This is a genomic window from Photobacterium japonica (genome assembly GCF_050337005.1).
GTDB classification, from domain to species: domain Bacteria; phylum Pseudomonadota; class Gammaproteobacteria; order Enterobacterales; family Vibrionaceae; genus Photobacterium; species Photobacterium japonica.
The window spans coordinates 1-22,773 of record NZ_JAKJSN010000027.1 but is presented as its reverse complement, the minus strand read 5'-3'; the positions used below and the strand labels follow the sequence as shown (position 1 = coordinate 22,773).

Here is a 22,773-nt window from a genome sequence, read left to right as displayed (position 1 = left end):
ATGATTACTATCTAAAACAGTGATGATTATATTGTGTCTCAACCTGCGGGATGAGACCGTTTATTATAGTGATTATGACTGACGCGTCGCGATGGCATCCGCCAGCATGTTCAACATTGTTACTGTATCGTCCCAAGCAAGGCACGGATCGGTGATGGACTGCCCATAAGTCAATCCATCGAGATTGTTGATATCAACCGCTTGGTTGCCTTCAACAATGAAACTTTCGGCCATGATACCGGCAACGTGTGTGCTGCCTGAGACAATCTGCTGACAAATATCCGCAGTCACATCCAATTGGCGTTTGTGTTGTTTCTGGCAGTTACCGTGACTGAAATCCACCACCAAGCGTGCAGGCAAGGCAAAGTTCGTCAGCGTATCGCACGCGGCAGCCACATCTTCACGGTGGTAGTTTGGCATCTTACCGCCGCGTAGGATCACGTGGCCGTAAGGGTTACCTGATGTACGGTAAATGGTCATCTCACCGTCTTTCGATGGTGAACAGAACACGTGTGACTCGCGGGTCGCACGGATCGCATCCACAGCGATTTGAATGTTACCGTCAGTGCCGTTCTTAAAACCGACAGGGCAAGACAGGGCAGATGCCATTTCACGGTGAATTTGTGATTCTGTGGTACGTGCACCAATGGCACCCCACGTGATCAAATCCGCCAGATATTGACCGGTGATCATATCAAGGAATTCAGTGGCCGTTGGCATGCCAAGGCGGTTGATGTCCACCAGCAGTTTGCGTGCGGTGTGCAGGCCTTTGGCTAAATCCAGGCTGCCATCAAGGTTCGGATCCGACACCAAGCCTTTCCAACCCACAACGGTGCGGGGTTTTTCAAAGTAGGTGCGCATCACAATGAAAAGTTGATCGTTGTATTGTGCCTGCACATCGAGCAAACGTTTGGCGTAGTCGATAGCGGCATCAGGATCATGCACAGAGCAAGGACCCACGATAACAAGTAGACGACTGTCATTGCCGGTTAGAATGGCTTCAACCTGACGGCGAGCGTGTGCGATGTGATCCGCAATGGCATCAGTGACGGGGTAAGCGGCTTCCACCTCTGCGGCCGTTGGCATTGGGCCAAGGCTAACGGTGCGAAGTTCATCTGTTTTCATGGGCATAGCAGTTGCCTATCTCGGTATTACAAAAATTAACGACGCGTAAAGATAGCCCAAAAGGCGTCAGGAATAAACCAAACTTGTGATATAGCTTAGTTTTTTATTCTGAACGGTGTTGCTTTTATTCATATCTTAGCCATCTTGATCAAACTATGAGGAATTTCATTCAGAGAAGAAGGCCATAAAAGCAATCGTGGTGTGGATGAAATATGCCTATTTATCCATTTCAAACCACGCAATGGATATGCTGGATAAAGCAGAAAAGGGAGACCGAGTGGGGTTTAGCTGTAGTACGTGTTGTTGATTTTCTGATTATGTTCGTAGCTCGTAGCTCGTAGCAGCCAAGCGGTGGTGATCACTGACACGCATAAAAAAACCAGCGAGTGCTGGTTTTTTTATGTTAGGGCAATAGCCTCAAGATGGGAGCTAATCTACGCCCCGTGACTTTGGGTTTTGCTTTGGGGTGTGTGGGGTTCGGCTGCCGGCTTTGTGCGTGGACGCAGAAGCCATGGACTGAACGGGCTGCGTTCAATCAATGTCGCGAAACCAAATGACAGGCCAATGCCCAATACAATTACCAGTACGTCTTCAATGAGAATGTGTAAACCGAGCAGAGGGAGCAGATTCATTAGCACCACCAAAACCAAGAGGTGGCACAGGTAGACGCCCAAGGTACGCTGACTGAGCTGAGAGACAAATCTTGATGTGCCTAACGTTCGGTTACCGGCTAAGAACAAGAAGATGCCCGCCGTCCAGAATGGCGTGCCGATCAGGTAGTCATGTTCCACAAACGGCATGTCATAACGGGTTAAGAAGAAGGCTTCAGCAAAGTGCATCATCATGCCGACTACCGCCAGCATAATCGCAACAGGTTTAGAGGCATGAATATTATGGTGGCGGAACGTAAAGCCGATCGTGAGTAACAGAGTGCTAAAGAATGGCCCGTTACGCGTAAAGATCGGTGATTCCGTCATGAAAATCGGTTCGTAGCTACCCGCAGATAGTCCATAAGCATACAGCGTGATCCCCACTGGCAGTAGCCATTTTTGCTGATCCATTTTGCACAATTGCGCCATCACCGCCAAGCCACACAGCAAGCCGGGGATGTACCATAAATGCACCAGGCCGCCCTCAAAGAGGGTATTGAGTGGGTTGCTTAATAAATATTGCCAATAGCCACTGCGCTCAGCGAGGTATCCTTGCTCGATCACTGTTGCGAAGTTAAAGGGCATGAGCAGGTAGATGACGCTCCATGACACCCACACAGTGAGCAGAGGCGCTGCATATTGACGAAACGTTTCCCAAGGGGCGCGTTTCAACTTTGGCATGATGAAATAGCCTGCTAACAAGAAAAACAAAGGGACGGCAAATCGACAGGATTGATTAATAATCATCCCGATCCACGGTTTTTCGTTAATGAGTGGTGTCGTGAGAAAAGCTTGAGTGTGAAGAGTGATGACTGCACAGAGCGCAGCGACACGTCCCCATTCAAAGCTCGCAATACGTTGAGTGTTCATAAATCCCTAGACCAAAGACAGTGAGCGCTTGAATTTTTATTGTAAGCGACGAAATCTAACAGGGTCTGACTTGTAAATTTACAAGCCAGATCAAATATTTGATTTATTATCTCATATTGTGAAAGTGCCATAAGGAAATCGTGAAATGACTCGCACAAACGGCGAAGAATTAATGTGCGAGTTGGATGAATTATGAAGAGCAACTGATTGCCAGGGTTTTGCCCCAAGCCGGTGTCCGCTCAGCAAGGTGTGCTAAAGAGGGGTGCTCGTCATAAGGAGATTGCAGGACGGTGAGTAAGTCATCAATCATGCTGTAATCCCCCCGCTCGGCTTTTTCAATCGCTTGCTGAGCCAAATAATTGCGCAAAATGAACTTGGGATTATGCTGTTGCATTAACTTACGCCGCTCTGTATCCGACTGGGGTTCGAGTTGTACCCGTGCCATGTAGTCTTGAAGCCACGCTTGCACAGGGGCGAGATTGGCGATCAACGAGGCAAAATCATCGCCGGACGTTGCAAGGGCATCCGCGGGGATCTGTGACAAGGTATAAAAGAACAGGGTGTAGTCGACGCTCTGCTGTTTCAGTAGGGTAAATAAGGCCGAAAACAACGCGGTATCTTGGTCTAAGGCTAGCACGAGGCCCAATTTGTTTCGCATGTTGCGGCTATAGGCTTTCTGTAACGTGGGTTCGTAGCGGTTGAGTGCATCATCAGTGGCTGCTTTGCTCAGCAGTGGGGTGAGGGCGTAGCCCAGTGCCGACAAATTCCACAGGGCGATCGATGGCTGCTGATAAAAGGCATAACGGCCACTGTAGTCAGAATGATTACAGATGAAGGATGGATCGTAATCATCCATAAAGGCATAAGGGCCGTAGTCAAACGTGAGTCCCAACACAGACATGTTATCGGTGTTCATCACACCATGGGCAAAGCCGATGGCTTGCCAGTCTGCAATCATGGTGGCGGTGAGTGTGACGATCTCCTGAAACAGCAACGCATAACGGCTTGTCTCTTTATTTATTGCCTCGTTATTCATTGCCTCTTTGTTAATAGCTTCGTTGCTACTCGCGTCTTCGCCTGCGATAGCGTCTTGATCGCTTTGCTTATCGAGGTGCGGGAAGTGATGACAAATAAGGTAGTCAGCCAGCAGGCGCAATTCATCATGTTGTTGGGTGTAAAACAGGTATTCAAAGTGCCCAAATCGCACATGGCTTTCTGCCACGCGTACCAAGGTCGCGCCGCGTTCTTCTGTTTCTCGATAAACGGGTGTCTCACTGCCAAGCAGTGCCAATGCATGGGTGGTGTTGATCCCGAGTCCTGCCATGGCCGCACTGGCCAAATACTCCCGAATGCTTGAACGTAATACCGCCCGTCCATCACCTTGACGCGAGTAAGGCGTTAAGCCTGCACCTTTGAGGTGGAGATCCCACTTTTTACCGGTTGAGGTCAACACTTCCCCTAACAGTAGGCCACGGCCATCCCCTAAATCGGGATTGTATTGGCCAAACTGGTGCCCCGTGTATTTCATTGCAATGGGGTCAAAGGTTGGGTGGGTAGCGTTACCGGTGAACAGATCGACAAAGTAGGAGGTATGGGCTTGTTGCGGATCCAGTTCGAGCCATTCGCACACGTGCGGATTCACATGCACCAAGAAAGGGGCATCCAACGGTTGTGGTGACACCGGCGTGCCAAAAGCGGTCGGCAGTTGGCGATAAGTATTGTGGCAAATTAGCTGGGACAGTGTTTTCATAAAGGGCTCAACAACAGTGATGATCCCTTTAAGCATAACAACTTGAGCGATGCTTACAACGTAGAGAAAGTAGGGCTATTGACCGACAGTCAGTGCGTTATTTATCTACATCAATCGGTTCGATATCCACGATTTTGGAACGGTTCATAATGATCTTCCAACGTTGGATACGCACGGTTTTATCTTCGTCGGTTTCGCGCGTGATCAGGTTGATCAAATGGCGTTTTTCGACAGACTCTTTCGCGACTTGGCCATCTTTTAATTGATAGATTTTCTGTGACCCTTTTTCCATCAGCTTGGTGATGCTGCGAAGATCCAAAATGATGGATTCACGCGTTTGCTCGTAACCGGTTAAGAACTTCGTCGGCGACATGCGGGTGGTGCTTTTATAATGTAAGATCGTTTCTTCGTGCTGTGAGACCTTGTGCTTGCGCACGCGACGGATCTCTTTATCCAGCGTTTTATACGCTTGATATTCCATCCATTCCAACTGACGGCCGATCAATTGGTTGGAGTTGGCATCAAAAAATTGCTTTCGCCATTTTGGCTTGCCTTTGCGCACCCAACGCCACAGCATAACCTTCAAGTCATCCTTAAACACTTCACGGGCGGCGTAAATAAACGACAGCACCAGAATGAAGGAGGCGGTGATATCACCCAGCACACCACGGGCTTTCATCAGCATTAAGGTAACGAAAATCATCACAAAACCGGCGGCGAACCCCGTGACCACTTTGCGGGTGTTTTGACCCAGTTCCGTGGTTTTTTCTTTCATGGTAACTGGGTATTCAATCAAGCGACGCAATAAGCGCATCTTGTTTGACATACGGGTTAAGTCATCCATGGCTTTGCTGGAGTTGTACTTTAACTCGATGCGGTGTGCAGATTCGGCGGCAGAAATGTCGAGCAACAAGGTTTTAATGTCACTGTAATCGCTGCTGCGGGGCAGGTGCGCCACTAACTCCAATAACTTCTGTTCGGTAAACCAAGAGAGGTAGTTGTCGACGTTTTCATAGTACTTGTGCAGCTTTTGATCGCTCGGCACATTTCGACGCAGACGCTTAAGAATACGGATGGTCAGTTGCGCGACTTCTTCCACTTCTTCGAGCGAACGTTCTTCTTTGTCGTCGAGCAGCATTTGCGTCGTTTTTTCAAGGGCGAGCGCATACTGGTAGGCGTACAAGCTCAAACTGAGTCGATACTGTTCCGTCGACAGTTTTCCTCGGCTGGCTAAGCGGCTGTGTACTAGCGGCAAATGGTTAATGTCACTGTAGTAGGTACGTTTACCCACAATGGCATTGTGGAAGAATTCTTCTTCCGTGATGATATGCCGGCTCAGCCCCAATTCGCCAGGCACGAAAATATAGAGATCCAGTTCTCTGTTGGTTGTTTCTTGAATGACGTGTGAAATTTTTAGCTTGTGGCCGTCTTTCTTTTCAACAGTGATCACTATACTCAATAACCTCGGTAAACAGACTGATAGAATAAACAACGCGTACAGTATCGTGTTTACGATTGTGCTTGCATGCAGAAGTGGGCTAATTTTAGATGAATTAGCCGTTTATTAGCAGCGGTATTTTCCCATCGTCCCTTTATTAGCGTGAAAAACAGACAAATAATTGAAGATAGGTCAGGCATGGCAGAGGAACATCACGTATAATGCGCGACCTAACGATGACGTTGAGCGTGATCACATTTTTGTTACTGCTCGGTGCATAGCGCACCGAGCAGTTCGAGTTACCCAGAGAGTGTCGAGATAATGATTAGAATTGGACAATACAACACATTAGAGGTCGTCAAGAAAGTTGAATTTGGCGTATTCCTTGATGGTGGAGAGGATTTCGGTAATATTTTACTGCCGAAAGCTGTCGTTCCTTCTGGTACGGATCTGGGTGACCAACTTGAAGTATTCATTTACTTCGATTCAAACGATGAAATCATCGCGACCACTAAACAGCCGTTCGCCACAGTGGGTGATTTTGCGCTGCTGCGTGTTGTCGGTATTTGTAGTTTCGGTGCTTTTGTGGATTGGGGCCTAGACAAAGACCTGCTTGTTCCTTTTAGTGAGCAGCGTCGCCGCTTGGAAGAAGGCCAAGACATTATGGTACGCGTGTACACCGACAAAGCGTCTGGTCGTATCGTGGGTTCAACCAAATTCAACCGCTTCTTGGACAAAACGCCCGCCAACTACACGGTAGGCCAAGAAGTGCAGGTTTTGATCGCAGAAACGAGTGAGTTGGGTTACAAAGCGGTGATTGAAGATCAGCACTGGGGCTTGTTATTCCGTACAGAATCGTTCGGTAAATTGTTCCCGGGCAAGAAGCTAAAAGCCTACGTGAAAGAGATCCGTGAAGACGGCAAAATTAACCTGTCACTGCAAAAAGCAGGCCGTGCGAAAGTGGACGATTTGGCAGATAAAGTACTCACCACGTTAGCGCGTAAAGGCGGCTTCATGCCACTGAGTGATAAATCGTCACCGGATGAAATTTTCAAAGAGTTCCGTACCAGTAAAGCAACGTTTAAGAAAACTATCGGTGGTCTGTATAAGCAGGGCATGATCGTGATTGAACGTGACGGTATCCGTTTGAACGACAACTGATCCGTGGTGACAGACTCAAATTAAGAAAAAGCCGGTGTTAATCACCGGCTTTTTTGTGCCTGTTAGACTATCGTGTTGTGAAGTTAAGCGGTATGTTAATAATTAACTGATGAGTAACAGGTATCTAGGAAGGATAAAATATGCAAGGAAGTAAGCTAACGGTTATTGCAGCGGTGGTTGCGCTGCTTGCTGTCGCCCCAACATGGGCCGCAGATGTACCGGACCACGTCACCTTGGCGGCAGTGCAGGAGTTGGTTCGGGGGAATGGTGATGAAGTGCCGACGCTCGATCCTTCATACTCGTCGGACACCGCCAGTTCGCGCGTGATTTCAGATATGTTTGAAGGCCTTGTGACGCAAAGTCCGGAAGGGGAGATCATTCCGGCTTTGGCGACTCACTGGGAAACGTCAGCCGATGGCAAAGTGTATACGTTTCATTTGCGTGACAACATTCGTTGGTCAAACGGCGAGCCTATTGTGGCGATGGACTTTGAATACAGCTTCAAGCGGGTTATCGATCCACACAAAGCCACACCGTATTCCTGGTATTACAGTACCGCGCATATTTTGAATGCAGACAAGATCAGCAAAGGCCAGCTATCTCCGGATAAATTAGGGGTGAAGGCGCTGGATACGAAAACCTTGCAGATCACGCTTGATCGCCCCGTGCCGTATTTGGTGAAAATGCTGACGCATGACTCCACATTTCCGGTGTACCGTCCCGCGATTGAAACCTACGGTGATGCGTGGACAAAACCCGAAAACATCGTCACCAGCAGTGCGTATAAGCTGACACATTGGACATTGAACGAGCGGATTGTGCTGGAGCGCAACCCGACATACTGGAACAACGATAAAACAGTCATCGAGCAGGTGACTTACTTACCGATTGCCGATCTGACGGCGGAGTACAATCGCTTCCGTACCGGTGAAATTGATATCACCTCCTCATTCCCACTTGAGCAATACAATGCGATTAAAAAACAGCGAGCCGATGAGTTGTTGACCATGCCATCGTTGGGCACCTATTACTATCTGTTCAATGTGCATCAGAAGCCGTTTGATGATCCACGCGTGCGTAAAGCGTTAGCCTATGCCATTGATCGTGACATTGTCACAAAAGCCATTTTAGGGCAGGGGCAAGTCCCGGCTTATGGGGTAACCCCGCCGTCCGTGGATGGTTTTGAGGCGCCGGTATTGGCATGGGGTGAACTCAGTCAAAAGGCACGGAATAAACAGGCCAAAGCCTTGTTAGTTGAAGCCGGGTATGGGCCGTCTAAGCCACTGTCTTTTGAATTGGTGTATAACACGTCGGAATCACACAAGAAATTAGCCATTGTGATGTCATCGATGTGGAATAAAACACTGGGGGCAAAGGTTGATTTGGCGAATCAAGAGTGGAAAACATTCTTGCAGAAACTGGGTCAGCAAGATTTCTCCGTGGCCCGTTATGCTTGGATGGGGGATTACAATGAAGCCTCTACTTTCTTATCTTACTTTGAATCGACAGGGATGAACTACGCCCGCTGGTCAGATGCCGCTTACGATGACGCGATGAAACAAGCGATTCAGGCACCGACCGATGCTGTCCGTAATCAGTATTACCAGCAAGCGGAAAGGATTTTTGCCGATGCTATGCCTGCTATTCCGCTTTATCACTACACGCGATCAGTACTGAAAAACACTAAAGTCGGGGGCTATTCCACCACCAATGCATCAGAACCGCGCTATACCCGCGATCTGTATATGAAGAAATAACTGTATGCCGCGCGTTTAATCGTATTTACATAACAAAGAGCCGACATCATGTCGGCTCTTTACTGTGGCAGGTATGAACGTAGACATTAGAGTATGGGGTCATACCATGGGGGTCATATCATCCTCGTTCCCTGATCACTGGGGTAGTGTGTTTTTATAGATAATCCCGTCTTTCATGATCACTTTTTGGGTCTCTGGATTTACCACACAGGCCACACCTTCCAGAGGGTTGCCCTCAATAATCAGTAAATCCGCGTAAGCCCCTTCAGCAATTTCACCCAATGTGCCGTCCTGGTACGGATGTTGATACGTTGACAAGTTAAACAGCTTGGCACAGTTAGAGGTCGCCATGCGCAAGGCGGTAAGCGTATCAAAGACCTGCTCAATGGCCGCCAGTTCGTGTGACTGAGTGGCATGGACGCCTAAGTCGCCCACGCAGTCAGTCCCAAAGCAGAGGTTGTCGATCTCGTACTTTTTGATTAGATCTGCGGATTTCAGCATGGCTTTCCCTACACGTTCGGTCTTTTGATAGAGCGACTCTGATCCCAATGGAATTTTACGTTCAGCAATCAGTGACGATGTAAAATAGGACGGAATCACAAAAATGCCTTTTTCCTTTATGATCTGGGCAATCTCATCATCCATGATAGTGGCGTGTTCAAACGACATGATGCCGGCTTCGGCTGCACGCTTCATGGCGGGTGTGGTATGGATATGCGCCGCGACATAGGTGCCGTAATCGGAGGCCGCTTCGACCGCTGCTTTCAGTTCGTCCAGTGTGTACTGTAGGGTATCCAGCGGATCAAAGGTCGATGATGCGCCGCCCCCGGCCATGATCTTAATTTGTGAAGCACCCATGAAGAGTTGTTCTCGTACGGCTTTAAGCACTTCGGCGCGTCCATCGGCAATGGTGAAAGCCCCGGTTTTCATCAGCGGTGAATCTTCATGGCCACGCAGGCGTTGCTGACCGCGATTCTGACGATAATCGGAATGGCCAGAGGTTTGGGAAATGGCCGCCTGTGAAGGAAAAATACGCGGGCCGACGGCATAGCCACTGTCGATGGCGGTTTTGAGGCCGATGGTATTACCGGCCACATCCCGCACGGAGGTAAAGCCGCGCATGAGCATGCCTTCAGCCACCTTGGCAGAACGGATCGCTATCTCTTCACGGGTCATGGTGTCGAGTACGTGTGGTGCGGCGGACAGTGAGATGTGAACGTGTGCATCAATCAAGCCGGGCATCACAGTATGGCCTGTAGCATGAATAACCTGCTCAAAGCCAGCTTCGTTGATAGGCTGGTGGCTGATGGTTTCAATCCGGTTGTTGTTGATGACGATGTTGACTGCTTCTAGCAGGGTGCCATCATTGCCATTGAATACATTGGTATTTTTGATAAGTAACATGATAAGTCCTCAAAACGTGAGCCGTCTTACACTCTGGGTGGTCCATATTGATATGACTGACTGTATCTGTTGAGAGGAAATGGGTTTTATCATTTCACGCCATGTGAAGTAGAAATAGTAATTCGGCACAATTTGAAAGAATCCGCTATTCGCTTGCAAATTTGATTGTGAAGTATCTCCATACTCTACTTTTTCGCTCAGATGTGGAAAGCGCCTTTTGATAAAGTCATTTATTCATAGGGTTTTGCTTTTTCTTAGCGTGGTGTTTAAATGAAAGTTGTATGGGTATTTTTATTCTCCCTGTTTGTTGTAGGGTGTGCGTCAACAAGTGAAGAAGTGGTGACAAAGACGAAAACCGTCTCGAAAGAGAAAGTGGATGCGTTTTTAAGTCAGAGTCTTCGTGATGTTCAAGCGGTCGTCGGCCGTGATGTCGGCAGTGTTGCTCGTAAAGGCGATCAAGTCTTGATCACACTGAAAGGTGATCAGAGCTTTAATCATGACAGTGCAACAGTGCGTGCAGAAGGTGAAGATGTACTAAGAAAGCTTTCTGGTATTTTGGTGAATGAGAAAGATTCACGTATTTTTGTCGGTGGCCATACCGACAGCGTGGGCTCTGATGAGTACAACCGCGTATTGTCTACCAAGCGTGCAACGTCAGTGTCAGACTTACTGACCACTTACGGCGTCGACAGCAAGCGCGTTGGTGTGTTCGGTTTTGGTGAAAGTGCACCAATTGGAGACAATAAGAAAGCGTCTGGTCGTCAAGACAACCGCCGTATTGAAATCCGTTTGACGCCTATTTTTGATAATTTCCTCGAGTAATCGGCCAGCGTCAATCGCATGAGTAACAATGCACACAACATAAAAAAGGAAGCTATGGCTTCCTTTTTTCTTTGTCATGTTTTATCCGCGCGTGAACTCAAGCTTCTGAGCTACATACTGAGCAACTTGGTTGCTTACTCAGTTTCATTTCACGCCAGGCCATGTTCATCGCATCCAACATCAGGATCTTACCTACCAGCGGTTGACCTAACTGACTGGCCACTTTAATCGCTTCCATTGCTTGTACTGCGCCTACAATACCGACAACCGGTGACATGATCCCCGCTTCCACACACGTTAATGCCTGCTGGCCGAAAAGGGCACTCAAGCACTGGTAGCAAGGGGCGTCGTCTTCATAGGTGTACACACTGATTTGGCCTTCCATGCGAATCGCAGCCCCTGAAATGAGCGGCGTTTTCGTTTGGAAACACAAACGGTTAAGTTGGTTACGCGTATCTACGTTATCACAGCAGTCGAGCACAAGGTCATGCTGTGCGATTAACGCCTGCAGTTCCTCATCACCCAAGCGACGCGCGAATGTCTCGATCTGGATGTTAGGGTTAATCGTGTTCAGCGCTTGTTTGGCGGAGTCCACTTTTAACATACCTACGGTATTGTCGTTGTGTAATACTTGGCGTTGTAGGTTCGACACTTCAACCTTATCATCATCAATCAAGGTGAGCTTGCCGACACCGGCAGCCGCCAGATATTGGCTAGATGCACACCCTAATCCCCCCGCCCCCAAAATCAGCATCGAGCAGGCTTTAAGGGCTTCTTGTCCCTCAAAATCAAATTGTTTCAGAATGATTTGGCGGTTATAGCGCAGCATTTCCGCATCGGTAAGTTCTACCACGGGGTTCTTCCTGTTGTGTTGTCTCATGGTGTTGTATCAAAGACGACAATGTGGCGCCAGTGTGTAGCCACCGTGCCACGTTGTGTGTTTGCAAAGACGGTTATGAGCCTGTGATTAATAAAGACGGGCTTAATACATCGTGTGATTAAACAGTTCAACCGTCACGTATTCACCGGGCATAACGCGACCGCGCTCTTGTTCAAGAACGACGAAGCAGTTGGCTTGATGCATCGAACTGAACGCGCCAGAACCTTGGTTGCCGGTTGTCGCGACTTCCAATTGGCCTTCTGCATTGATCTGGTAAATACCACGCTGGTAATCAGCACGGCCAGGGCGTTTTTTAAATACGCTGGTGGCTTTCGCTTTTAAGCGCGTTGGTGGCTGGTAGTGGCTGTGACCGGCCAGTTTTGCCAACATAGGCTGTACCAATTGGTAAAGTGTCACCATGGCCGAAACAGGGTTACCCGGTAGCCCGCAGAACCATGTGTTGTTGATGGTACCAAAGGCAAAAGGTTTACCCGGCTTCATCGCGATTTTCCAGAAACCAATTTGGCCTTGTTCATCCAAAATGTCTTTAGTGTAGTCGGCTTCACCGACACTTACGCCGCCTGATGTCACCAATACATCGGCTTGTGTCGCCGTCGTGAAGGCTTCACGCAATTTTTCAGGGCAATCAGGGATGATACCCAGATCGATCACATCACAATTAAACTTTTCCAGTAGCGCACGGATGCCGTAGCGGTTGCTGTCGTAGATTTGACCCGCAGCCAAAGGCTCACCCACAGGGCGAAGTTCATCACCGGTCGAGAAAAAGGCCACCGTCGGTCGGGCAAAGACAGGCAGCGTTGCAACGCCGAGTGACGCTAAGAGAGGCATTTCACGGGCCGTAATGCGGTTGCCTTTCGCAACCACTACGTCGCCTTGCGCCACATCGTCACCAATCGGGCGAACGTTATCCCCGTGAGGGGCTTTGGTGGTAAAGCGAATGGCGTTGCCATCGGCTTCCGTTTCTTCCTGCATGATCACCGTATCCGTCCCGTCCGGCATTTGTGCGCCCGTCATGATACGAATGCATTGACCCGCTTGGCAGGTTCCTTCAAAGGGTACGCCCGCGAACGATTTACCGGCCATGTCGAGGGTATCGGTGTGTTCAAGATCGGCACTGCGCAGTGCATAGCCGTCCATCGCAGAATTGGCGAAAGGCGGCACATTAATTGGTGAATGAATATCCTCCGCTAATACCATGCCCATCGCATCAGAGAGGGCAACGGTCTTTACGGTATCCAGTGGTTTTACTTGGTCCAGAATTTTATCCAGAGCCTTTTCAACCGGCATCAAGCCTGGCGCGTCACAACATCCCATAGTGGTATCCGTCTACATCTTCTTATTATCTATAGCCATTATTATGACAAAAAAAGGGTAGGAGGACTAATACCTGAGTAAATTCGTGGTGTAATTCTTTTCAATTACAGGTATCCTGCGGGCTGAAATATGGCTGGCACGCTTTTTTAAACAGTTAAGTATTTAATAATGCTCAATGTTTGCTCTACAAGCCCAGCGAGTTGGAGGAAGAGAATGACTGCATTTAGCGAATCTGCGCAACTGGTGCGCCAAGCACTGATTGAACGCGGCCTTGAAACGCCGATGACTGATAAAGTCGTTAGCCGCGAAGAGAAAAAAGAGAAAATCGAGTATCACATGCGTGAGATCCTCGAATTGCTTTCCTTGGATCTGTCGGATGATAGCTTGGTAGAAACCCCGCATCGCATCGCGAAGATGTACGTTGACGAAGTGTTCTCTGGCTTAGACTACGCCAATTTCCCGAAAATCACGGTCATCGAAAACAAAATGAACTGTGATGAAATGGTGCGGGTAAAAGACATTACCTTGACCAGTACCTGTGAGCACCACTTGGTGACCATCGACGGTAAAGCGACAGTGGCCTATATTCCACGCGGCAAAATCATCGGTCTGTCTAAGATCAACCGTATTGTTCGTTTCTTTGCCCAGCGCCCACAGGTGCAAGAGCGCATGACGCAACAAATTCTGGTGGCATTACAAACCTTGCTAGAAAGCGACGATGTGGCCATCACGATTGATGCGACTCACTACTGCGTGAAAGCCCGTGGTGTGATGGACGCAACCAGCGTGACCACCACCACCGCATTGGGTGGGATTTTCAAGCGTAATCCCGCGACGCGTGCAGAATTTCTGCATGGCGTGCGTTAATCATCATTTGACGCATATTCAGATTTATTTATTATTAAACAAGCCAGTAGAATGTTCTACTGGCTTTTTTTATCGACGATAACCAGTGCAGCGACTATGGATTTAATCAAACTTTCTCGAATCAGTATGAAGCACCTTGTGACGCTTCACGTCATGTTGGACACCCTCAGTGTGACGGCCAGTGCGGAGAGACTTTGCTTAAGCCCTTCTTCTGTCAGTAAAACCCTGACCCAGTTGCGTGAGAGCTTAAATGACGAGCTTTTTTACCGCCATGGCAATCAGCTGGTGGCCACCCCGCTTGCGCGTCGCTTAGGGCCCACTGTGCACCAGATGATCAATGAAATGAATCAGATGCTGACACAAGAAGCGTTTGATCCCGCGTCTTACCAAGGGCGCTTTTCGTTGGCAATGCGCGAAAGTACGTTTGAGCTACTGGCAGCAACGCTAACAGCCCGCGTGTTGCAGTCCGCGCCCGGTATGCGGTTGGAAATTTGGTCCCGAGAAACTATGGGACTCGACAGCCTGTCAAAAGGGCAGTTGGATTTCATTTTATTGCCCCATGATAAAAGCCAGCCACCCAGTGCCAACACCAATTTGGTCTGGGAAACCCTGCTGGATGATGAAATGGTGTGTTTGATGAGCCCGAATCACCCGTTGGCGGATCTGCCCATGACGGTGGAAGACTATTTGCATTATGGCCACGTCAGCATCATGGACGGCGATTTGAATGTCCCGTTCTTTGAAATGCAGTTGGCACAGCAGCACCATAAACGCCGTATCGCGGTCACTGTGCCGGATTTCGGCAGTGCAGCAGTCATGTGTCATCATAGCGAATTGTTGTTTACCTGCTCTCGTCAGTGGGCTGATGTGGCGTTACAAGCGAAAGGGTTAGTAATTAAACCCCTGCCGTTCAATTACGGGGAAGTCTCGTACAGTTTGGTGTGGCATCAGCCAAGCATGAATGACCCAGCACAACGTTGGTTGTATGAGCAAATCGTGGAGGTTGCCCATGCCTCGCAGCAGCCTGTAGAAGTAGAAGGGCATTTTGCTGAAGACAGTCACGCATGATTCGCCTTGATAAGGCTGATGGGGTTGTTGATTTAGCGAAGATGTGCGAACACTGAATAGTGCATAAAAAAACGCCTCCCGTAATAGTACGGAAGGCGAAAACGGTGAAGTATTCCGTTAATGTAAAGCAGCGTTAAGCGAGTTTAACGCTGATGTTTCGACGTGTAGTTGCGAAAACTAGCCGCCAAGCGGTTCGCGATAGGTCACCGTTAGGCCTCGTTGTTCAAGTTGCATCGCAAAGGCGCTAATGGCCTCATTGCTGCAAACATCCCACGTTAATGCTTCGCCTGTCACACCATGGTGTTGAAACGCATTTAAGCGGATCGTTGTACGCGGTGGAAGGGTATGCAGGTATGTACTGACAGCATCAATTTCGCTGTCGTAGTCCGTGATACCGGGAATGTGTAATAAGCGAATTTCTTCTAACTTATCCTGCGCCGCTAACAGGTTAATCGACTGCATCACTCGGTGATGACTGCGTCCTGTTAACCAGCGATGTGTTTCTTCCTGCCACGCTTTCAAATCAATCATGGCGCCATCAAGCACGGGTAAGAGTTTTTCCCATCCCGTCACACTTAAGCTGCCATTGCTGTCTACCATGCAAGATAAATGCTTCAGTTCGTCATCCGCTTTTACCGCATTAAAGAGCGCGACAATGAAGGGCAGTTGTAAGGTTGCTTCGCCGCCACTCACTGTGATCCCCGAAAGGAAAAAGTGTTGCTTGCGTATCAACCCTAAAATCTCATCCAGCGTCATCACCTGTGTTTTGGGATTCGACTGATTAGGACACACCGTCAAACACAGATCACACTGTGTGCAGAGGCTGGCATCCCATTTAACCTTTCCTTCTTCCATGCGCAATGCATTTGCAGGGCACGGTGTAACACAATCACCACAATGGTTACACACACCAATCGTGTGTGGGTTATGGCAATTTATGCACTGATAGTTACACCCCTGCAGAAAGATGACGAGCCTGTTGCCAGGCCCGTCAACGCATGAGAAGTTGAGTATTTTACTGACCGTCGCAGAAACGTGGTGCTTGCTCATGACTCACAACTCGTGGTGCGCGATTCAGGATACCTGTTGTCGCAGCCGCTTCTTCACCCAGACCGGTCGTGTTAGTACGCGAACCTTGCTCTTTGAATTTCGCAATGTCTGATAGCTTGATCATGTAACCCGTTACACGGATCAAGTCATTGGAGTGTACGTTCGCCGTAAATTCACGGAAACCGATAGCCAATGCACCTTTACATAGCTGGTACATCGCTTCTGGGTTTGCTTTTACGGTTTCATCAATGGTCAGAATGTCACTGATACCCGATGTGTAGTACTGGTGGTGTTCTGCCAATGCTTGTACGTGACTCACTGGATCCGGTTCTGTGCCGTAAGGAATACGTACGCCCGGTGTCACATCCACATCTAGGCTGATACCGCCCTGAGAGTGCAGTAGAGCACGGCCGTTGTAACCGTATTTTACAGGTGTTGCTGTCACAATGTCGCTCAAGCGACGAGAGATGCTGTGACCCAAGCGGTTAGCGGTATCAGCGTGACCGTATTGGCCTTCTGCACCGTCTTTTTCCATCAGGGTGTTGACTGCTTCAGCCATGCCGAAGATGCCGAACATTGGAGCAAAACGGTCTTCATCGATCACGCCTTCCGTCACAAGGAAGCTGTTGAAGAAACCAGACTCTTCGTGCAAGAACGCTGCACGTGCGTCAATCAACTCAAACATGGTTGTGCAGTACTGTGGCAGTACGCTGTCGAAGAAGTGCTGGCTTGAATCGGCTTTTTTTGCCACTTCCTTCAGGTTCATACGCACTAGCGTATTCGCACCACCTGCCAATGGCAGTGAGTTGTAGCAGCTCACGATACCAAAGCCGCGCGAATCATAAGCACTAGCATGCATTGGGAAGTTAGCAATGTGTGGCTTGCTGCACTCACAGATGTTCTGGTTGGCAACGCGCAGTAGATCGTCAGGCGTAACAGCTGGGTCGTACATGAATGTCAGGTTAGGCGCAACTTGCTTCAACTCTGCATCAACGCGCAGGATAGTACGGCAGATGATGTTGTCTGTTGGGCCGATGTTCACGTGCATGAAGGCATCTGGCAGGGTGCGGTCAAGCATGATCCAGAACATACGCAGTTTGCGGTATACCGCTTCATCGCTCAAATCGCCAACGTATGGCAATAGCACGTCATCCAACTGACCAAGGTAAACCGGGATGTTCGTCACAGACGGTACATGGTGGTAAATGATCGTAAGGTTGTTCAGTGCCTCATCGAAATCCGTTGCCGGCGCCAATTCAAGGTATTCAGAACCTTGCTTTAGGAATTTAGCGTAATCAGGTAGGACATAACGTGGTTTGAACGGTGCGTTACCTTCAAACATGTCACACAACACCGCGTCTTTCATTGCCTGTGTGACGGCATCAGAAACAGAGAGATAGTCCAAGCTCGCATCCGCTTCAAGCGCAAGGTAGCTTGATTTTTGCTTAGGAGAAAGGGTTGGATGGGTGATGATTTGTTTAAATTTATCTTGTGTCATGATGTTATTAACCACGTATTGATTATGGGTACTAAGATACTCGATCTGCTGTGATTTCTTGAAGTGAAAATAATAGCTTTGTTGATTTCCAAATTGGAAATTCGATGTGTGGATCACATAAAACTGCAGGGTATTTAGGAGGCGGGCAGGCTTTTGGGAGTGACTTAGAAAATTTAATTTATAACGGTGTCAATATTTTAGGTTACAAAATTGTCATTATGTCACTATTTTGACTAGAACTAATATTATGCGTAGTGCGTCGAAGAAGCGATAGCCCGCATTGATTATCATGCCCCGTTCAGGGATGAGCCTCATATAGGTCAATGTTCGCAGCTCAGGATAGTTTGTAATGTTTTGCACCCGCTCTAGTTTACGTCCGGTCAACCTCTTCGGGTCTTTAGCCATCACACTGTGTGCTTCTACCTTCGGTGTGAAAGCTCAACCCACGAATACCGTGAGTGATGCATCTGCTCAACCCGCTGTACCGATTACAGCGTCGGTGAGTATCCAATCGGAACAACGGTTAGCCGTAGGTTTAGTGCGCCCAGACGCGTTGAAGAGTTATCAGCAGCTTTGTTTGAATAATCTTAATGCGCTGTGTTTCAGCGAACCGATAGAGCGCATTTATGCCACGAATGGTTTTATGCCGTTGTGGCAAAACGCTGAACTGCGAGAAGCCTTGTACACACGCTTAAGAACCTTGGATTACGCACAACTCATGCCGGGCATGGCAGAGCGCATTATGGAGTTAGAATACCTCGAAGCGCAGCATGACCAGCGTGGTTTTGATATTCTCGCGACTGACTCGTATTTGGTGTATCAGGTGTTGATGCAGCAAATGACGAAAAAACCCAGCATCCTTTTCCGTCATCAAACCTTGACGCAAGTGAATCATCAAATGTTGGCCGCATTATCGATGGGGCCTGCCAGCACGATGCCGCAGTTTGGCACCAATGAACAAGCGTTAATGATGAGTTTGCGGGCGGATGAAGCCGCATTCACCACGACCCAGCGCAGTCTGGAACAGGCTAAGCGTTATCAGCAACTGCCTGAGCATGATTATGTGCCCGCAAAAAAAGTGTTAGTGAAAGAAGGGAAGATCATTCCTGATGCCCAGAAGGTGCTCGCTATCCTCTATCAACATGGCGACTTGCCCGAGGTTGAGTACGACTGGCTAAAGCAGGAAACGGTGGTGACCAACAGTGGTCACGTTCATGCCGCACTGAAGCGTTTTCAAAAGCGTAACGGCTTACAGGTCGATGGAGTGTACGGTCCGGCTACCGCACGGCAACTCGCTTTGCCATTCCATGACGTGGCACGCGTTATCGCATTGAACCTCCATCGCAATCAGTTTGGGGCAACAGGCGAAGAGCGGCCAAGTATTCGCGTCAATATTCCTGACTATCACATGCAGATCACCCACAAAGATGAAGTGGTTTTTGAATCGAAAGTGATTGTCGGACGCACGGCACGACCAACCAACTTATTTTCGTCGGCGCTGAGTGTCATGGTGGTGAATCCTCGTTGGAACGTACCGGAAACCATCAAGAAAGAAGATGTGATCCCCGGCGTGAAAGCCTCGCCGGATTATCTGCAACGTAAAAATATGACGATTATCCATAGTTGGCGTGATCGCACCGAAATACCGATGGAGCAGATCGAATGGAGCACGGTTGATCCTGAAACCTTCCCGTATGAATTTATGCAGGGACCTGGGCCGACGAATGCCTTGGGGAATGTGAAATTCCTGATGCCGAACGACTATTCGATCTATTTACACGATACTCCCGCGCGCAGTTTATTCGGCCGCACTAAACGTAACCTGAGTTCTGGGTGCGTAAGGGTCGAAAAAGCGGCAGAATTGGCGGATTACATTCTGGATTACCAGCGTCGCACGCAGTCTTATAAGCATTTAGTGAAAACGGAAGGGATTGATAACATCAATTTACCGAGAAAAATTGATGTTGATTTCACGTACGTGACGGCATGGGTGGATGAAAATGATGTACTCCAGATGCGTGAAGACATTTATGGCTACGACAGGCCGATTCGCGAGCCGGTAGAAGATAAGTTCTCGACGTTGAAGAATTATCGCCGTTATTAACGCTAATTAATTGTACAGCATGGTCAACGGATAAAACAAAGCCCCACCGAAGTGGGGCTTTTTGTTTATTTATGCGTGGTTCACATTAAGTAATGTGATTACGCTTTCACTTTGACTTCACGTGTTTTCCACAATGAACCCACGATTGCAATGGTGATGGTCAGCACGATCACACCAAGAGAAATCACGGTTGGGATAGCATACGCGGTTTCCATAAGCAGCATCTTGATACCGATGAAGCTTAGGATGAACGCCAGTGCAGGGCGTAGGTAGCAGAAACGTGTCAGCATGCCTTCCAGTACAAAGTACAGAGAACGTAGGCCCAATAGGGCGAATACGTTAGCGGTCATGACCAAGAACGGTTCTTTCGTTACCGCGAAGATCGCAGGGATTGAATCCAGTGCGAACATCACGTCAGTTAGTGCAATGACGGCGATAACGATCAACAGCGGCGTTGCCAACCAACCTTTGCTGTCTTTGACAAAGAAGCGGTTACCTTTGTAATCATCGGTTACGCGGAAACATTTCTTCACTAAGCGTACAGGCAGCGATTCAGAGAAATCTTCTTGTTCTTCTTCGTCTTCACTCCACAGTTTGTAACCGGTGTAAAGAAGGAAAGCCGCGAAGATGTATAGGATCCAATGGAACTGGGTAAGCAGTTCGGAACCAACCATGATCATAAACGCACGTAGGATCAATGCACCGACGACACCTAGCATCAATACGCGAGGGCGGATCGATTCAGGTACAGCAAACTGGCCGAAGATCAGGGCGAAGACAAACAAGTTATCGACACTCAATGATTTTTCTAGCAGGTAACCTGTTAAGAAAGCCGTTGCTGCTTCGCTGTTAGTATAAGCGCTGTCTGGTGCCATTTGTGGCCAGTACATATAGATAACAACGTTGAAGATAAGGGCAAGTGCAACCCAGAACAGGCTCCAAATCGCGGCTTTTTTGATTGTGACTTGTCCGCCACGAGTTTGGTATAAGTCCAGCGCCAACATCAAGATGGTCAGAACAAAGAACCCTTCATAGCTAAAAAGGCTCATAGTTTTCTCCTTTCACGAACGATCGCGCAAAAGGGCAGGAAATAGGAAATAAACCGGACCTTTCGCGCATTAAAAAAGACGTTGTTTCTTCGCTAGGTGACTAGCCAAAGATGAGCAACATCCTGCAATGGTATGCATGATTAATGGCGTTGGTCTCGTCAAGATGGTGCGGCGGTGCGCATTATCCATCCCCGGCTGCCGGAAGCTTTTGGCTTCGAGATGACGACAGGCGAACAGTTGGTGACTACTCCCCAAAGCAGGCGCATTTTAAGAGCAAAACTTAGAGATCGCCAGCATTTTCTCAAACAAATGTCATACCTGTCTTATCGATAATGCAGTCCGGTCGAAATGTTAGCGTAGCAGTGTTTGACTTTTAACCATTGGCGATAATACTTATCCATTGTTGATTGAGGTATTTCTCCTTAATAAATAATCGCTATAGTGAATTTTGTGTAGCGTATCAATCTGTTGAAATGGGTAAGCTAAACCTAAGTGCATTCATGAGAGGGTGGTTATGGATAGGCAAATGCTTGTGAGGAACATACGTTATATGGAAAGAGAGCTGGGTGAAATGCGGGAACAATTGTCAGCACTCGATAAACAACAAGAACAACGAGAGCCATTGGAGCCTTTGGATAATGTTCTTTTTCTAAAACAAGGATAGCTGTCCATGCCGTTTGGTGATTGAAGGAACATCGATCACCGTTGAGCATGAAATATTTCGATTAAACGCGGTAGCCCGTAAGGGTTATCGCGTTTTTATATGATGGGAATGGGTCGTAAGTTGTCATTGCTACTCGATTTCCCCGCCAACGGTCAATAAATAAAAAAAGTGACAGTGTCACGAAAATGTAAATGACATGTATATTATTGCTCTTATTTGTATGTTTTTTGTTCGCGCGTAATATGAGTAGAATATAGAGAAAAACGACAAATCGACGCGTTTTTGATACAAAAATATAACCGCACACTGTTTGATTATATTGATGAAAGCGTGAGGATTCTCGCAGTGATGCATATATTGCAGGCAAGAGGTTACCAAATACGAGAAGGGGGTAGTAACCATTAGTCGTTATTTTGAGTAAAATTTCACTCATAATGATAATTAACATTATATCATTATTGGTCATTTCATCATGTGGTGTAAATAGCATCATAAGCTATGATGCTAAATGCGAGTGTATTAGTAACATCAAAGATATCATTATTCCTATATGAATATCCTCCCTTTGAGCAAAAAATAGCCTTATTAACATTTATACTATAATGTTGTGTATCAATAATAAAACGGTGGTTTTTTATTTGAGTGAGTTAATGCTTATTGATAATTACGCATCAAGCCTTTTTTCGTGTCACTTTTCATCTTTATGGTAACAAGCTTGGGATAAACTGTTGATTTTGATGGCTATTTGTTGTGGTGTGAAATAGGGGGGGAGGGGGCGTAAACGGAGTTACCTGTTCTGTCTCTATTTCATGCGGGCTGATACTATAGGCGTTCGTTAATTTTGAACGCTGATTTATTATTATGCTGTATGTGAAGATATACAAGACATAACATCAATATTGAGTCAAATTAAGTACAAGGAAATACGTTATCATTCAGCTTTCTATTGAGGTGTAGTGATGATACCTGATATTGATATGATTGAAATTATCGATAATATGCAAATGCACAGTGATTTTTATTTTTGTACTGGAGAGGCCACTGAAAATAGTTGTACGCTGTTTTATTTATAATGGTTTCTCGTTATGGAAGATATTTGTAAATAATTGCGTTACCAGAATGAAAGTGGCTGTGTGTAATAGATTTAATTGTTGTTAATCAATTGTTCTTCTTATATATAAACTTTGGTTTTTTGGTTGAAAAAAGAAGATCAAGAGCATGTTTTCATAAATTAGACATACATCATACTTCAGTTAGTCGTATAGTATAGTCGTATAGTAT

Annotated in this window: 16 protein-coding genes; 6 read left to right on the top strand and 10 right to left on the bottom strand. The window is 47.6% G+C overall.

Annotated features, from left to right (window positions below):
• Window positions 1-72: 72 nt before the first annotated feature.
• The 4 genes from L4C36_RS11835 to L4C36_RS11820 form a co-directional block, all read right to left on the bottom strand.
• Window positions 73-1,131 (bottom strand): 3-deoxy-7-phosphoheptulonate synthase, encoded by a 1,059-nt coding sequence (locus L4C36_RS11835; RefSeq protein WP_428478011.1) that lies wholly within the window; start codon window positions 1,129-1,131, stop codon window positions 73-75.
• Window positions 1,132-1,559: 428 nt separating this feature from the next.
• Window positions 1,560-2,645 carry an acyltransferase gene (locus tag L4C36_RS11830; RefSeq protein WP_428478010.1) on the bottom strand — a complete coding sequence of 362 codons (1,086 nt, stop codon included), beginning with the start codon at window positions 2,643-2,645 and terminating at the stop codon, window positions 1,560-1,562.
• A gap of 190 nt (window positions 2,646-2,835) precedes the next feature.
• Window positions 2,836-4,395 carry a protein adenylyltransferase SelO gene (locus tag L4C36_RS11825; protein WP_428478009.1) on the bottom strand — a complete coding sequence of 520 codons (1,560 nt, stop codon included), beginning with the start codon at window positions 4,393-4,395 and terminating at the stop codon, window positions 2,836-2,838.
• A gap of 97 nt (window positions 4,396-4,492) precedes the next feature.
• Window positions 4,493-5,845, bottom strand: a complete 1,353-nt coding sequence (locus L4C36_RS11820; RefSeq protein ID WP_428478008.1) for a hypothetical protein — start codon at window positions 5,843-5,845, stop codon at window positions 4,493-4,495.
• Between the two features lie 309 nt (window positions 5,846-6,154).
• Between L4C36_RS11820 and L4C36_RS11815 the strand changes: the two genes are divergently transcribed.
• Window positions 6,155-6,994 carry a CvfB family protein gene (locus L4C36_RS11815; RefSeq protein ID WP_428478007.1) on the top strand — a complete coding sequence of 280 codons (840 nt, stop codon included), beginning with the start codon at window positions 6,155-6,157 and terminating at the stop codon, window positions 6,992-6,994.
• A 140-nt stretch (window positions 6,995-7,134) separates the two neighbouring features.
• Window positions 7,135-8,751 carry a peptide ABC transporter substrate-binding protein gene (locus L4C36_RS11810; protein ID WP_428478006.1) on the top strand — a complete coding sequence of 539 codons (1,617 nt, stop codon included), beginning with the start codon at window positions 7,135-7,137 and terminating at the stop codon, window positions 8,749-8,751.
• A gap of 135 nt (window positions 8,752-8,886) precedes the next feature.
• On the opposite strand, the gene L4C36_RS11805 is transcribed toward L4C36_RS11810, so the two are convergent.
• Complete coding sequence (locus L4C36_RS11805) at window positions 8,887-10,158, bottom strand: metal-dependent hydrolase family protein (protein WP_428478061.1); 1,272 nt, start codon at window positions 10,156-10,158, stop codon at window positions 8,887-8,889.
• A 267-nt stretch (window positions 10,159-10,425) separates the two neighbouring features.
• On the opposite strand from L4C36_RS11805, the gene L4C36_RS11800 reads away from it, so the two are divergent.
• Entirely contained in the window at window positions 10,426-10,977 is a 552-nt protein-coding gene (locus L4C36_RS11800; protein WP_428478005.1) for an OmpA family protein, read from the top strand.
• A gap of 97 nt (window positions 10,978-11,074) precedes the next feature.
• Here the strand turns inward: L4C36_RS11800 and moeB are convergent, their stop codons facing one another.
• Window positions 11,075-11,830: a molybdopterin-synthase adenylyltransferase MoeB gene (moeB, locus tag L4C36_RS11795; RefSeq protein ID WP_428478004.1), complete on the bottom strand. Its 756-nt coding sequence runs from the start codon at window positions 11,828-11,830 to the stop codon at window positions 11,075-11,077.
• 129 nt (window positions 11,831-11,959) lie between these two features.
• Window positions 11,960-13,192, bottom strand: coding sequence for a molybdopterin molybdotransferase MoeA (gene moeA / locus L4C36_RS11790; protein ID WP_428478003.1), 1,233 nt, complete (start codon window positions 13,190-13,192; stop codon window positions 11,960-11,962).
• 213 nt (window positions 13,193-13,405) lie between these two features.
• On the opposite strand from moeA, the gene folE reads away from it, so the two are divergent.
• Together folE and L4C36_RS11780 are read left to right on the top strand one after the other, a co-directional pair.
• Window positions 13,406-14,059 (top strand): GTP cyclohydrolase I FolE, encoded by a 654-nt coding sequence (gene folE / locus L4C36_RS11785; RefSeq protein WP_428478002.1) that lies wholly within the window; start codon window positions 13,406-13,408, stop codon window positions 14,057-14,059.
• A 96-nt stretch (window positions 14,060-14,155) separates the two neighbouring features.
• On the top strand, window positions 14,156-15,127 hold the full coding sequence (locus L4C36_RS11780; RefSeq protein ID WP_428478001.1) for a LysR family transcriptional regulator: 972 nt from the start codon (window positions 14,156-14,158) through the stop codon (window positions 15,125-15,127).
• Between the two features lie 177 nt (window positions 15,128-15,304).
• Here L4C36_RS11780 and L4C36_RS11775 read toward each other — a convergent pair whose 3' ends face one another.
• Complete coding sequence (locus tag L4C36_RS11775) at window positions 15,305-16,177, bottom strand: YjjW family glycine radical enzyme activase (RefSeq protein ID WP_428478000.1); 873 nt, start codon at window positions 16,175-16,177, stop codon at window positions 15,305-15,307.
• Window positions 16,143-17,675: a YjjI family glycine radical enzyme gene (locus L4C36_RS11770; RefSeq protein ID WP_428477999.1), complete on the bottom strand. Its 1,533-nt coding sequence runs from the start codon at window positions 17,673-17,675 to the stop codon at window positions 16,143-16,145. The genes L4C36_RS11775 and L4C36_RS11770 overlap by 35 nt, the downstream gene beginning before the upstream one ends.
• A gap of 349 nt (window positions 17,676-18,024) precedes the next feature.
• Between L4C36_RS11770 and L4C36_RS11765 the strand changes: the two genes are divergently transcribed.
• Window positions 18,025-19,779 (top strand): L,D-transpeptidase family protein, encoded by a 1,755-nt coding sequence (locus L4C36_RS11765; protein WP_428477998.1) that lies wholly within the window; start codon window positions 18,025-18,027, stop codon window positions 19,777-19,779.
• Between the two features lie 98 nt (window positions 19,780-19,877).
• On the opposite strand, the gene L4C36_RS11760 is transcribed toward L4C36_RS11765, so the two are convergent.
• A complete protein-coding gene (locus tag L4C36_RS11760; protein ID WP_428477997.1) occupies window positions 19,878-20,828 on the bottom strand; it encodes a TerC family protein in 951 nt (316 codons plus the stop codon).
• Between the last annotated feature and the right edge of the window lie 1,945 nt (window positions 20,829-22,773).

Bases quoted from the DNA above. Each gene is read 5' to 3' on its own strand.
- L4C36_RS11835 (WP_428478011.1), bottom strand. From the start codon at position 1,131: ATGCCCATGAAAACAGATGAACTTCGCACCGTTAGCCTTGGCCCAATG.
- L4C36_RS11830 (WP_428478010.1), bottom strand. From the start codon at position 2,645: ATGAACACTCAACGTATTGCGAGCTTTGAATGGGGACGTGTCGCTGCG.
- L4C36_RS11825 (WP_428478009.1), bottom strand. From the start codon at position 4,395: ATGAAAACACTGTCCCAGCTAATTTGCCACAATACTTATCGCCAACTG.
- L4C36_RS11815 (WP_428478007.1), top strand. From the start codon at position 6,155: ATGATTAGAATTGGACAATACAACACATTAGAGGTCGTCAAGAAAGTT.
- L4C36_RS11810 (WP_428478006.1), top strand. From the start codon at position 7,135: ATGCAAGGAAGTAAGCTAACGGTTATTGCAGCGGTGGTTGCGCTGCTT.
- L4C36_RS11800 (WP_428478005.1), top strand. From the start codon at position 10,426: ATGAAAGTTGTATGGGTATTTTTATTCTCCCTGTTTGTTGTAGGGTGT.
- moeA (WP_428478003.1), bottom strand. From the start codon at position 13,192: ATGGGATGTTGTGACGCGCCAGGCTTGATGCCGGTTGAAAAGGCTCTG.
- folE (WP_428478002.1), top strand. From the start codon at position 13,406: ATGACTGCATTTAGCGAATCTGCGCAACTGGTGCGCCAAGCACTGATT.
- L4C36_RS11780 (WP_428478001.1), top strand. From the start codon at position 14,156: ATGGATTTAATCAAACTTTCTCGAATCAGTATGAAGCACCTTGTGACG.
- L4C36_RS11775 (WP_428478000.1), bottom strand. From the start codon at position 16,177: ATGAGCAAGCACCACGTTTCTGCGACGGTCAGTAAAATACTCAACTTC.
- L4C36_RS11770 (WP_428477999.1), bottom strand. From the start codon at position 17,675: ATGACACAAGATAAATTTAAACAAATCATCACCCATCCAACCCTTTCT.
- L4C36_RS11765 (WP_428477998.1), top strand. From the start codon at position 18,025: ATGTTTTGCACCCGCTCTAGTTTACGTCCGGTCAACCTCTTCGGGTCT.
- L4C36_RS11760 (WP_428477997.1), bottom strand. From the start codon at position 20,828: ATGAGCCTTTTTAGCTATGAAGGGTTCTTTGTTCTGACCATCTTGATG.